The following is a 12,764-nucleotide window of genomic DNA, read 5'->3' on the forward strand; positions in this document are numbered from 1 at the left end:
TGTGAACACCCCAAGAAATTGGATTGGTGTCCAACTTCTTGGGGGCAGTCCACAAATGTGGGAGCTGGCTTGCCTGCGATAGCGGTGTGCCAGGCGACTAATCGGCTACTGATCCACCGCTATCGCAGGCAAGCCAGCTCCCACAGTCGATCTTCATTGCTTTCTAGACCGTATTACCAATGACCGGATCGTGCGCCCCGGTCACATACTTTGCGCAATCCTCGCTAATCGTGCTGGCTATTGCAGAGAACTGGACAGTCACAAAGGCTTTGCGGCATAGTCGCCGGGTTCTGACGTACCCACATCCAATAACAAGGAACAGCCGATGGCGACCTTACTGGTTCTGCACGGACCCAACCTGAACCTGCTCGGCACCCGCGAGCCGGGTGTATACGGTGCAGTCACCCTCGAACAGATCAACCTCGATCTGGAACGACGGGCCCGTGAAGCCGGCCACCATCTGCTCTACCTGCAAAGCAATGCCGAGTATGAATTGATTGATCGCATTCACGCCGCGCGCAGCGAAGGCGTGGACTTTATCCTGATCAATCCCGCCGCTTTTACGCACACAAGTGTTGCATTACGTGACGCGCTGCTGGCGGTGAGCATCCCATTCATCGAAGTGCATTTATCGAACGTGCATAAACGCGAAGCTTTCCGCCATCACTCTTACTTCTCCGACGTAGCGGTAGGAGTGATCTGCGGCCTTGGCGCCAGCGGTTACCGACTGGCCCTGGAGGCCGCCCTGGAACACATTGAAGAACAGGCTAAACGCCCCTGACCGACCCTTGGGAGTTGATGATTCATGGATATCCGTAAAGTTAAGAAATTGATCGAACTGCTGGAAGAATCCGGTATCGACGAGCTGGAAATCAAGGAAGGCGAAGAATCCGTACGGATCAGCCGTCACAGCAAGACCCCGGCCCAGCAGTTCTACGCGCCACAGATGCAAGCACCGGCTCCAGCCGCTGCTGCTCCGGCTGCCGCTCCTGCCGCCGCCGCAGCTCCAGCTGCACCGGCCGCCCCCGTACTGAACGGTTTCGTGGTCAAGTCGCCAATGGTCGGTACTTTCTACCGCACTCCGGCACCGACCTCGCCAGCCTTCGTTGAAGTGGGCAAGACCGTGAAAGTGGGCGACACCATCTGCATCGTGGAAGCGATGAAGATGATGAACCACATCACGGCCGAAAAAGCCGGCGTCATCGAATCCATCCTGGTAGAAAACGGTCAGCCGGTTGAGTACGACCAGCCGCTGTTCACCATCGTTTGAACCGCGGAGCGCCTTCGATGTTGAAACCTGCGAAGAAACTGCAAAAAGTCCTGATCGCCAACCGCGGCGAGATCGCGCTGCGGATCCTGCGCGCCTGTAAGGAAGAGGGCATCAAGACCGTCGCTGTTTACTCGACGGCCGATACCGAACTGATGCACGTGAAACTCGCGGACGAGAGCATCTGCATCGGCCCGCCCCTGGCCACGAACTCGTACCTGAAGGTCTCGAACATCATCGCCGCGGCTGAAGTGACCGGCGCTGATGGCATCCACCCTGGCTACGGCTTCCTCGCGGAAAACGCCGATTTCGCCGAACAGGTGGAAAAATCCGGCTTCGCCTTCATCGGCCCGAAAGCCGAGACCATTCGCCTGATGGGCGACAAGGTTTCGGCCAAGGACGCCATGATCGCTGCCGGCGTGCCAACCGTTCCAGGTTCCGACGGCCCGCTGCCTGAGGACGAGGAAACCGCCCTGCGCATTGGTCGCGAAGTCGGTTACCCGGTGATCATCAAGGCCGCTGGCGGCGGTGGTGGTCGCGGCATGCGCGTGGTGCACAAGGAAGAAGACCTGATCGAAGCGGCCAAGCAGACTCGCTCCGAAGCGGGCGCCTGGTTCGGCAACCCGATGGTCTACCTGGAAAAATACCTGACCAACCCACGTCACGTGGAAGTCCAGGTACTGTCCGACGGCCAGGGCCACGCCATCCACCTGGGCGACCGCGATTGCTCGCTGCAACGCCGTCACCAGAAGGTCCTGGAAGAAGCTCCGGCACCGGGCCTGGATGAAAAAGCACGTCAGGAAGTCCTGGCGCGCTGCGTCAAGGCTTGCATCGATATCAACTACCGTGGCGCGGGTACTTTCGAGTTCCTCTACGAGAACGGCCGCTTCTACTTCATCGAGATGAACACTCGTGTGCAGGTAGAGCATCCGGTTTCGGAGATGGTCACCGGTATCGACATCGTCAAGGAGATGCTCAGCATCGCCGCTGGCAACGTGCTGTCCTTCACCCAGGATGACGTGAAGATCCACGGCCACTCCCTGGAGTGCCGGATCAACGCCGAAGACCCGAAGACCTTTATGCCGAGTCCAGGTCTGGTCAAGCATTTCCATGCACCAGGCGGCAACGGCGTTCGCGTCGATTCGCACCTGTACAGCGGCTACAAGGTTCCATCGAACTACGACTCGCTGATCGGCAAGCTGATCACCTGGGGCTCCACCCGCGACGAGGCCATGGCCCGTATGCGCAATGCCCTGGACGAGATCGTGGTCGACGGCATCAAGACCAACATCCCACTGCATCGGGATCTGGTTCGTGATGAAGGCTTCTGCGAAGGTGGTGTGAACATTCACTACCTGGAACACAAGCTGGCCAACCAGTAAGTGCTCCATCCAACAAAACCGCCTTCGGGCGGTTTTGTTGTTTATGGGCACGCAAGAACACCACAAACCCTGTGGGAGCTGGCTTGCCTGCGATGCGGGCACCTCGGTGCATCAGTTACACCAAGGTGATGCTATCGCAGGCAAGCCAGCTCCCACATTTGATTGGTGTGTAACTTGCACTGTCGTCTTATCCTCGCCGCTCGCGTAAACTTGCGCCCTTTCGCAGCCCCACCCCGCTGCACACTCATTTTTTCAAAGGTGCCCGCCATGCCTTGGCTGCAAGTCCGTCTCGCCATCAGCCCAGAACAAGCCGAAACCTATGAAGACGCGTTCCTCGAAGTGGGCGCCGTGTCGGTGACCTTCATGGACGCCGAAGACCAGCCAATTTTCGAACCCGAGCTGAACACCACCCCCCTGTGGTCCCACACCCATTTGCTGGCGCTGTTCGAAGACGGCACCGACGCCACCAGTGTCTTTGCCCATATGGAACTGTTGACCGGCGGCCCGCTGCCCGAGCACCACAGTGAAGTGATCGAAGACCAGGACTGGGAGCGCAGCTGGATGGACAACTTCCAACCCATGCGTTTCGGCCAGCGCCTGTGGATCGTGCCAAGCTGGCATGCCGCCCCGGAGCCTGAGGCCGTCAACCTGCTGCTGGACCCGGGCCTGGCATTCGGCACCGGCACCCACCCGACCACCGCCCTGTGCCTGGAATGGCTCGACGGCCAGGACTTGCAGGACTGCAACGTGCTGGACTTCGGTTGCGGCTCGGGCATCCTGGCCATCGCTGCGCTGCTGCTGGGCGCCAAGGAAGCCGTCGGCACTGACATCGACGTGCAGGCCCTGGAAGCCTCCCGCGATAACGCCGGGCGCAACAACATTGCTGAAGGCAAATTCCCACTGTACCTGCCGGAGCAATTGCCCCAGGTGCAGGCCGACGTGTTGGTCGCCAATATCCTTGCCGGGCCGCTGGTATCGCTGGCCCCGCAATTGTCGAGCCTGGTCAAGCCTGGCGGGCGCCTGGCACTGTCGGGGATCCTCGCCGAACAGGGCGAAGAAGTGGCCGCCGCCTATGCCCAGGACTTTGACCTGGACCCCATCGCCAACCGTGATGGCTGGGTACGCATCAGCGGTCGTCGGCGCTAGAATGAGCGCCTGCATGAATCGGATGGCCGCATGACCGACAGTTTCGTCACCCAGTGCCCGCATTGCCAAACCCGTTTCCGCGTCAGCCATGCTCAATTGAGCGTGGCCCGTGGCGTGGTTCGCTGCGGCTCTTGCCTGCAAGTGTTCAACGCCGCTCGCCAGTTGCTGGAGCAGCGTACCCATGCGCCTGAAGCGCCAGCAGAAACCGCACCGCGCGCCATCAGCCAGAAGCAATGGACCGCTGAAGAGCTGGACCTGGATCACCTGGACCTCGACGAAGAACTGGCCAAGCTGGAACGCCGGGAGATTCAACACACCCAGCCCCAAGGCAGCGACCGGCGCCTGACGGGGGCAGACCGTCGGCAAAAAGACCAACCGATGAGTGCCAGCCGCGACACGGCCAAGGCTGAAGAGGAACAGTGGGCGGCCAGCCTGTTCAGCGATCCGCCTGACGAACGGGCTGCGACAATTGCCCACGCCGACGAAACCGCCGAACCGGTCCCGACACCCACGGGCAAACCGCAGCGTACCGAACCCTCGATGTCCTTCGACATCCAAGAGGTACACGACGAGCCCGTACTGCATGCCCGCCATGTCGACGACGATCTCGACCCACCCGAACCAAGCATCGGCAACGCGTCGGACGAATCGCTGCCCGAGCCGGACCCCGCCGCGCAACCTCGTCGCAAGCGCACGCGCGCCACGGGCAATGCCCACGACGAAATGTTGCAGGACCTGGAAGACGACCCGCTGCACCTCTATGCCGGCAAGCGTCCCACCGGCTGGGGCCGCCGCCTGCTCTGGCTGACCCTGGTGCTGCTGGCCGCCGCCGCCCTCGCCGGCCAATACATTGCCTACCAGTTCGATGATCTGGCCCGCCAGGACAGATACCGGCCCTGGTTCCAGGAACTGTGCCCGAAACTGGGCTGCACGGTGCCATCACGGGTCGATATCGCCCACATCAAGAGCAGCAACCTGGTGGTGCGCAGCCACCCCGAGTTCGCCGGCGCGCTGGTCGTAGATGCCATCATCTATAACCGCGCCACGTTCTCCCAGCCATTCCCCCTGCTGGAGCTGCGCTTCGCCGACCTCAATGGCCGGATGATCGCCAGCCGGCGCTTCAAGCCTGCCGAGTACCTCAGCGGCGAGCTGGCCGGGCAGACCGAGATGCCGTCCCAGACCCCGATCCATATCGCCCTGGATATTCTCGACCCAGGCAACAAGGCTGTGAACTACAGTCTCAGTTTCCACTCCCCCGAGTGATCCGATCTGCACGCCAAGGTTTGGATGGCCGGTTATTGACTTGACCGTCCATCACCAAACCGGTGGCGATAAAGAAATAACTGCTCAGATTTTATCCAATCCAGCCTTTAACCAGTCATCGAGAGCGGGTATCATGCCAACCCTTTTTCGAACTCTAATGATCCGGCCCCACAACAGGGAAGTCCTATGTCGGCGGTACGCATCGGCCCATATACATTGCCAAACGCTTTGATTCTCGCCCCGATGGCGGGGGTCACCGACCAGCCCTTTCGTCAGCTGTGCAAACGTTTGGGCGCAGGCCTTGTGGTTTCGGAAATGGTCACCAGCGACATGAGCTTGTGGAACACCCGCAAATCGCGGATGCGCATGATCCACGAAGGTGATCCCGAGCCCCGCTCGGTACAGATCGCCGGCGGTGATGCGCAGATGCTCGCGGAGGCGGCCCGGGCCAACGTGGAGCTGGGTGCGCAGATTATTGATATCAACATGGGCTGCCCGGCCAAGAAGGTCTGCAACAAGGCCGCCGGTTCCGCCCTGTTGAAAGATGAGCAGTTGGTTGCCGAGATCCTGCACGCCGTAGTGAGTGCAGTGGATGTGCCGGTCACCCTGAAGATCCGTACCGGCTGGGACCGGGACAACAAGAACGGCCTGACGGTGGCGAAGATCGCCGAACAGGCAGGCATTACAGCACTGGCGGTGCATGGCCGCACCCGCGCTGACCTTTATACCGGCGAGGCTGAATACGACACCATTGCTGCAATCAAGCAAGCCGTGTCGATTCCGGTCTTTGCCAACGGCGACATCGACTCGGCCGAGAAAGCCCGGCGCGTACTGCACGCGACCGGTGCCGATGGCCTGTTGATTGGCCGGGCCGCCCAGGGGCGGCCATGGATTTTTCGTGAGATCGAGCATTTTCTGCGTACCGGCCAAATCATGCCGGCACCGGAGCTGTTCGAGGTGGAACGTATTCTGCTAGAGCATCTGGCCGCCCTGCACACCTTCTATGGAGACGTGATGGGCGTACGCATTGCTCGCAAGCATGTGGGTTGGTATCTCGCAACCCTGCCCGGCGCCAAAGAGTTTCGCGCAGGGTTCAATCGTTTGGATGAAACGCAAGCACAGGTCACCGCCGTTCGTGAGTTCTTTGCCGAACGAGACAAGAGCCTGAGAGCAGGGGACGGAGAAGGGGTGGCCGCATGACGATGATGACCGAGACTTTAGTGAGTGGAACAACACCCGTGAGCGACAACGTCAATTTGAAACAGCACCTCAACACGCCGAGCGAAGAAGGCCAGACCCTTCGCGGGAGCGTGGAGAAAGCGCTGCACAATTATTTCGCCCACCTTGAGGGCGCGGCCGTCACGGATGTGTACAACCTGGTGCTCTCCGAAGTCGAGGCGCCCTTGCTCGAAAGCGTGATGAACTACGTCAAGGGCAACCAGACCAAAGCCAGTGAGCTGCTGGGCCTCAACCGTGGGACCCTGCGCAAGAAGCTCAAACAGTACGATTTGCTGTAAGCATTCAATCAAACCAGAAAGGCGCCCGCGTAAAACCGGTCGCCTTTTTTGCTGACTCCTTTGCTTTTGATGGAAATTGAGATGACCGACCAGACTACCCGCCTGCCGATCCGCCGCGCCTTGATCAGTGTTTCCGACAAGACCGGGATCCTCGAATTTGCCCGGGAGCTGGAAGCCCTGGGTGTGGAAATCCTCTCCACGGGCGGGACCTTCAAACTGCTGCAGGACAACGGCGTGGCCGCAGTAGAAGTCGCGGACTACACCGGTTTCGCAGAAATGATGGACGGTCGGGTCAAGACCCTGCACCCGAAAATCCACGGCGGCATCCTCGGCCGTCGCGGTATCGACGACGCCATCATGAACGAGCACGGCATCAAGCCGATCGACCTGGTGGCCGTTAACCTGTACCCGTTCGAAGCCACCATCAACAAGCCAGGCTGCGACCTGCCGACCGCTATCGAAAACATCGATATCGGCGGCCCGACCATGGTGCGCTCGGCGGCCAAGAACCATAAAGACGTGGCCATCGTGGTCAACGCCAGCGACTACGCCCAAGTATTGGAAAGCCTGAAAGCCGGCGGCCTGACCTACGCCCAGCGTTTCGACCTGATGCTCAAGGCCTTCGAACACACGGCCGCCTATGACGGCATGATCGCCAACTACATGGGCACCGTGAACCAGGCCGCCGAGACCCTCAGCACAGAAGGCCGCAGCCAGTTCCCGCGCACCTTCAACAGCCAGTTCATCAAGGCCCAGGAAATGCGCTACGGCGAGAACCCGCACCAGAGCGCGGCGTTCTACGTGGAAGCCAAGCCTGCCGAAGTGGGGATCGCCACTGCGACCCAGCTGCAAGGCAAGGAGCTGTCCTACAACAACGTGGCCGATACCGACGCCGCGCTGGAGTGCGTGAAGAGCTTCGTCAAGCCAGCCTGCGTGATCGTCAAGCACGCCAACCCATGCGGCGTGGCCGTGAGCCCGGACGCTGAAGGTGGGATCCGCCAGGCCTACGAACTGGCCTACGCCACCGATACCGAATCGGCATTCGGCGGCATCATCGCGTTCAACCGCGAACTGGACGCCGAGACGGCCAAGGCCATCGTCGAGCGTCAGTTCGTCGAAGTGATCATCGCGCCTTCCGTCAGCATCGAGGCCCGTGCCATCGTCGCCGCCAAGGCCAATGTGCGCCTGCTGGCCTGCGGCGAGTGGTCGGCTGACCGTGCCGCTGCCTGGGACTACAAGCGCGTCAATGGCGGCTTGCTGGTACAGAGCCGCGACATCGGCATGATCGGCAGCCAAGACCTTACAGTTGTGACCAAGCGCGCGCCGACCGAGCAAGAGATCAACGACCTGATCTTTGCCTGGAAAGTGGCCAAGTACGTTAAATCCAACGCCATCGTCTACGCCAAGAACCGCCAGACCATCGGCGTCGGCGCGGGCCAGATGAGCCGTGTGAACTCGGCGCGTATCGCCGCGATCAAGGCTGAACACGCCGGTTTGCAGGTGGTGGGTTCGGTGATGGCTTCCGACGCATTCTTCCCGTTCCGTGATGGCCTGGATAACGCCGCAAAAGCGGGGGTTACTGCCGTGATCCAACCGGGTGGCTCGATGCGTGATGCCGAGGTTATCGCCGCGGCTGATGAAGCCGGCATCGCCATGGTCTTCACTGGCATGCGCCACTTCCGTCACTAAACACCACTGCTTTCCTACTGTAGGAGCGAGCTTGCTCGCGAAAAGCCCGAGAGCGCCACGGGGAGTCAGATGCCCCCGTTATCGTTGACGATCTTCGCGAGCAAGCTCGCTCCTACAGAAAGCACAGCGTTTCACAGAGGTTTTTGAAATGAATGTTTTGATCATTGGCAGCGGTGGCCGTGAACACGCCCTGGCCTGGAAAGTTGCCCAGGACCCACGCGTGCAAAAAGTATTCGTGGCCCCCGGCAATGCCGGCACCGCCATTGAAGCCAAGTGCGAAAACGTCGCCATCGACGTATTGGCGCTTGAGCAACTGGCCGACTTTGCGCAAAAGAACGTCTCCCTGACCATCGTCGGCCCGGAAGTGCCACTGGTTGCCGGTGTCGTGGACCTGTTCCGCAGCCGCGGCCTGGACTGCTTCGGCCCGACTGCGGGCGCGGCCCAGCTGGAAGGCTCGAAAGCCTTTACCAAGGACTTCCTGGCTCGCCACAAGATCCCGACCGCCGATTACCAGAACTTCACCGAGATCGAGCCAGCCCTGGCTTACCTGCGTGAAAAAGGCGCACCGATCGTGATCAAGGCCGATGGCCTGGCCGCCGGTAAAGGCGTGATCGTGGCGATGACCCTGCAGGAAGCCGAAGACGCGGTGCGCGACATGCTCGCCGGCAACGCTTTCGGTGACGCCGGTTCGCGGGTGGTGATCGAAGAATTCCTCGACGGCGAAGAAGCCAGCTTCATCGTGATGGTCGACGGCAAGAACGTCTTGCCGATGGCTACCAGCCAGGACCACAAGCGCGTCGGCGACGGCGACACCGGCCCGAACACCGGTGGCATGGGTGCCTACTCCCCTGCCCCGGTGGTCACCGCCCAGGTGCACCAGCGCGTGATGGACCTGGTGATCTGGCCGACCGTGCGTGGCATGGCCGATGAAGGCAATGTCTACACCGGTTTCCTGTACGCGGGCCTGATGATCGACAAGGCCGGCAACCCGAAAGTCATCGAGTTCAACTGCCGTTTCGGCGACCCGGAAACCCAACCGGTGATGCTGCGCCTGCAGTCGAGCCTGGTGCTGCTGGTGGAAGCCGCACTGGCCCAGGCCCTGGACAAGGTTGAAGCACAGTGGGATCCACGTCCGAGCGTCGGCATTGTGCTGGCAGCCGGTGGTTACCCTGCCGACTACGCCAAGGGTGATGTGATCCAGGGCCTGGATGCAGCCGCTACACTCGAAGGCAAGGTATTCCACGCCGGTACCGCGCTCAAGGATGGCCAGGTCGTCACTGCCGGTGGCCGTGTACTGTGCGCCACCGCCATGGGCGCCAGTGTCGATGCCGCCCAGCAGCAAGCCTACAAGCTCGCCGCGAAGATCGACTGGCAGGGCTGCTTCTACCGCAAGGACATCGGCTACCGTGCCATTGCCCGTGAGCGGGGCGAAGATCAGTAAGCAGCTATCCGTTCGGCTAGGCAGGGGCCTTTGGCCCTTGCCGTCCTGTTACGGTCCCGCGCATAGTTAACCCCGTGCATTAACCTACGAAGGGATTTCGCCGTGCGCTGGCTCAGGATCGCCATAGTTTTTACTGTCAGCCTGCTGACCCTGCTCTGTCTGTTGCCGACCCAGGCCTTCGCGCAAGGCAGTGGTTGGGCCGTATTGCTTGATGAACAGGCCGACCTGCAATTGAGCGACATTCGCTCACCCCGCTACACCAACCAATTCAGCCCTATCGAACTGGACCGGATCACCGCCGCCGAGCCCAATGGTGCGCTGTGGGTACGCTTCAAGCTGCAACCCGGCAAGCACGAGCAAGTGCTGCGGGTCTTTGCGCCAGACCTGGCGCACCTCAATCTGTACGTGCTGGACGGCGACACGCTGATCGAGCAAGTGAATACCGGCACCCGCCAACCCCAGGCTGAACGCCCGCTGCCCAGCAGTGATTTCATGCTGCCCATGCCCCAGAGCCAGAAGCCCCTGGAGGTGTATGTGCGCCTGGTTTCGGAGCACGAACTGCGGCCGTACCTGACCCTGGAACCCGCCGTGATGGCCGCCGCCAACCAGACCCAGACCCTGGTCTATGGCCTGTTGTTCGGCTGCCTGCTGATGCTGATCCTGCATAACCTCGCCCGCTACGCCTACCATCGTTCGCGCAGCAGCCTGTGGCTGGCGGCCTGCGAAGTGCTGCTGCTGCTCAGCCTGTTACTGCTGCTCAACCTGTTGGGCCCGTGGTTGCCGAACTGGCACGCCATGCAAACCCCCGGTTCCTATATGGCGTTGCTGCTGACGGCGCCATGCGGCTTGATGTTCGCCTACCGTTTCTTCGCACCACTGGGCCCGCATCCGCTGAACAAGCTGCTGATGGCAGATATCCTGCTGATCGTCCTGTGCGGCCTGTTGCTGCTGTTCGTCAACACCCTGCCGCTGAACATCATCACCTACGCCCTGGTGGCGCTGGCAGGCCTGAGCATGCTGTTTGTCTCCGCCTACCACTGGCAAAAAGGCTACCGGCCGGCACGCCTGTTCCTGCTGGCCATGCTGGTGTTCAACACCGGTACGCTGATTATCCTGCCGGCCTTGCTGGGCCTGACCCTGGTGGCCCCGCAAGGCTTGATCATCACCTTGCTGGCGGTGATCTGCGTCAGCGGCCTGTTGATGAGCCAGGCCCTGGGCGAACGCCAACGCAGCATCGTCGAGGACCGTTTCAGCCTGAGCCGCGACCTGGCGGCCAGCAACGCCGAGATCGCCGCCAAGGCCGAGTTCCTGGCCAAGATCAGTCACGAGATCCGCACGCCCATGAACGGTGTGCTGGGCATGACCGAGTTACTGCTGGGCACACCTTTGTCGGTCAAGCAGCGCGACTACGTGCAGACCATCCACAGCGCCGGCAATGAGCTGCTGACCCTGATCAACGAGATTCTCGACATTTCCAAGCTCGAATCCGGGCAAATCGAACTCGATGATGTGCAGTTCGACCTCAATGCCCTGATCGAAGACTGCCTGAGTATTTTCCGCGCCAAGGCCGAGCAGCAGAACGTCGAGCTGATCAGCTTTATCCAGCCCCAGGTGCCACGGGTCATCAGCGGCGACCCGACACGCCTGCGCCAGGCCCTGTTGAGCCTGCTGGAAAATGCCCTGCACAAGACCGACGAAGGCGAAGTGCTGATCGTGGTCGCCCTGGATGAACGCAGCAGCAAACCGCGCCTGCGCATTGCCGTACAAGACAGCGGCTTGCCGATGGAGGCCGCCGAACGTGATGCCCTGCTGCACAGCGAACTGCACAGCAAGAACTTCCTCTCGGCCACCCGCCTGAGCGGCCACCTGGGCCTGGTGATCGCGCGCCAACTGATCCTGTTGATGAATGGCGAGTTCGGCATCAAGGCTGGCAGCCAGCAAGGCAGCACCCTGTGGCTGACCTTGCCGCTGGACCCCGAGCGCCTGGAACACCCGACCTCCGACCTCGACGGCCCACTGCAAGACGCACGGGTACTGGTCGTCGACGATAACGACACGTGCCGCAAAGTACTGGTGCAGCAATGTACTGCCTGGGGCCTGAATGTCAGCGCCGTGTCATCGGGCAAGGAAGCCCTGGCCCTGCTGCGCACCAAGGCACACCTGCGCGACTATTTCGACGTGGTGCTGCTGGACCAGAACATGCCCGGCATGACCGGCATGCAGCTGGCGGCGAAGATCAAGGAAGACCCGAGCCTGAACCACGACATCCTGCTGATCATGCTCACCGGTATCAGCAACGCGCCGAGCAAGATCATCGCGCGCAACTGCGGGATCAAGCGCATCCTGGCCAAGCCGGTCGCGGGCTACACCCTCAAGACCACCCTGGCCGACGAACTGACCCAGCGCAGCAAAGGTGTCGTGCAACCGCGCCACACGGTGCCGAACGCGCCCGTGGCCGTCACCGTGCCCAGCGACTTCCGCATCCTGGTGGCTGAAGACAACAGCATCTCCACCAAAGTGATTCGCGGCATGCTCGGCAAGCTCAACCTGCAACCCGATACCGCCAGCAATGGCGAGGAAGCCTTGCAGGCGATGAAGGCCCAGCGCTACGACCTGGTGTTGATGGACTGCGAAATGCCGATCCTCGATGGCTTCTCCGCGACCCAGCAGTTACGGGTCTGGGAAGTCAGCAACCAGCGCACACGCACACCGGTGGTGGCGCTGACCGCGCACATTCTCTCGGAACACAAGGAACGCGCACGCCAGGCCGGGATGGATGGGCATATGGCCAAGCCGGTGGAGCTGTCGCAACTGCGTGAACTGGTGGAGTACTGGGTGACACAGCGTGAGCAGCCGGCGGAGCAGGTGCATACTTCCTGACCCGAACAACAATCCCTTGCTCACCACAACGCCCTGTGGGAGCTGGCTTGCCTGCGATAGCATCACCTCAGTGGCAACTGGAAAACCGAGGCGCCTGCATCGCGGGCAAGCCCGCTCCCACATAGTGGACTGCCCCCGAAAAGTTGGACAGTTTCAGCTAGCAGCCTCAGCAGCATGAG

At 61.3% G+C, this 12,764-nt stretch carries 10 protein-coding genes; all 10 read left to right on the top strand.

All coding sequences use genetic code 11. From position 1 onward, the window contains the following. The first annotated feature begins 325 nt into the window (after window positions 1–325). Complete coding sequence (gene aroQ, locus KL786_RS28590; protein ID WP_057437567.1) at window positions 326–781, top strand: type II 3-dehydroquinate dehydratase; 456 nt, start codon at window positions 326–328, stop codon at window positions 779–781. Window positions 782–805: 24 nt separating this feature from the next. After that, entirely contained in the window at window positions 806–1,270 is a 465-nt protein-coding gene (gene accB, locus KL786_RS28595) for an acetyl-CoA carboxylase biotin carboxyl carrier protein (protein WP_029297651.1), read from the top strand. Window positions 1,271–1,287: 17 nt separating this feature from the next. Then, window positions 1,288–2,649 (top strand): acetyl-CoA carboxylase biotin carboxylase subunit, encoded by a 1,362-nt coding sequence (gene accC, locus KL786_RS28600; RefSeq protein ID WP_032859825.1) that lies wholly within the window; start codon window positions 1,288–1,290, stop codon window positions 2,647–2,649. Window positions 2,650–2,916: 267 nt separating this feature from the next. Next, window positions 2,917–3,795 (top strand): 50S ribosomal protein L11 methyltransferase, encoded by an 879-nt coding sequence (gene prmA / locus KL786_RS28605; protein ID WP_215519746.1) that lies wholly within the window; start codon window positions 2,917–2,919, stop codon window positions 3,793–3,795. A 30-nt stretch (window positions 3,796–3,825) separates the two neighbouring features. Beyond that, entirely contained in the window at window positions 3,826–5,058 is a 1,233-nt protein-coding gene (locus KL786_RS28610) for a DUF3426 domain-containing protein (protein ID WP_215519747.1), read from the top strand. Between the two features lie 186 nt (window positions 5,059–5,244). Next, on the top strand, window positions 5,245–6,258 hold the full coding sequence (gene dusB, locus KL786_RS28615; protein ID WP_032859828.1) for a tRNA dihydrouridine synthase DusB: 1,014 nt from the start codon (window positions 5,245–5,247) through the stop codon (window positions 6,256–6,258). Then, a complete protein-coding gene (gene fis, locus KL786_RS28620; RefSeq protein ID WP_003186237.1) occupies window positions 6,255–6,575 on the top strand; it encodes a DNA-binding transcriptional regulator Fis in 321 nt (106 codons plus the stop codon). The genes dusB and fis overlap by 4 nt, the downstream gene beginning before the upstream one ends. Before the next feature lie 81 nt (window positions 6,576–6,656). Continuing rightward, window positions 6,657–8,264, top strand: coding sequence for a bifunctional phosphoribosylaminoimidazolecarboxamide formyltransferase/IMP cyclohydrolase (purH, locus tag KL786_RS28625; protein ID WP_215519748.1), 1,608 nt, complete (start codon window positions 6,657–6,659; stop codon window positions 8,262–8,264). A gap of 148 nt (window positions 8,265–8,412) precedes the next feature. Continuing rightward, on the top strand, window positions 8,413–9,705 hold the full coding sequence (purD, locus tag KL786_RS28630) for a phosphoribosylamine--glycine ligase (RefSeq protein ID WP_029297678.1): 1,293 nt from the start codon (window positions 8,413–8,415) through the stop codon (window positions 9,703–9,705). 102 nt (window positions 9,706–9,807) lie between these two features. Next, window positions 9,808–12,585, top strand: a complete 2,778-nt coding sequence (locus KL786_RS28635; RefSeq protein ID WP_215519749.1) for a hybrid sensor histidine kinase/response regulator — start codon at window positions 9,808–9,810, stop codon at window positions 12,583–12,585. Window positions 12,586–12,764 lie beyond the last annotated feature (179 nt).

Source organism: Pseudomonas sp. TAE6080, assembly GCF_018732265.1.
Classification (GTDB): Bacteria; Pseudomonadota; Gammaproteobacteria; order Pseudomonadales; family Pseudomonadaceae; genus Aquipseudomonas; species Aquipseudomonas brenneri.

What these genes read in the sequence shown, in the direction of transcription:
- aroQ (WP_057437567.1), top strand. Translation starts at nt 326, where the DNA reads ATGGCGACCTTACTGGTTCTGCACGGACCCAACCTGAACCTGCTCGGC.
- accB (WP_029297651.1), top strand. Translation starts at nt 806, where the DNA reads ATGGATATCCGTAAAGTTAAGAAATTGATCGAACTGCTGGAAGAATCC.
- accC (WP_032859825.1), top strand. Translation starts at nt 1,288, where the DNA reads ATGTTGAAACCTGCGAAGAAACTGCAAAAAGTCCTGATCGCCAACCGC.
- prmA (WP_215519746.1), top strand. Translation starts at nt 2,917, where the DNA reads ATGCCTTGGCTGCAAGTCCGTCTCGCCATCAGCCCAGAACAAGCCGAA.
- KL786_RS28610 (WP_215519747.1), top strand. Translation starts at nt 3,826, where the DNA reads ATGACCGACAGTTTCGTCACCCAGTGCCCGCATTGCCAAACCCGTTTC.
- dusB (WP_032859828.1), top strand. Translation starts at nt 5,245, where the DNA reads ATGTCGGCGGTACGCATCGGCCCATATACATTGCCAAACGCTTTGATT.
- fis (WP_003186237.1), top strand. Translation starts at nt 6,255, where the DNA reads ATGACGATGATGACCGAGACTTTAGTGAGTGGAACAACACCCGTGAGC.
- purH (WP_215519748.1), top strand. Translation starts at nt 6,657, where the DNA reads ATGACCGACCAGACTACCCGCCTGCCGATCCGCCGCGCCTTGATCAGT.
- purD (WP_029297678.1), top strand. Translation starts at nt 8,413, where the DNA reads ATGAATGTTTTGATCATTGGCAGCGGTGGCCGTGAACACGCCCTGGCC.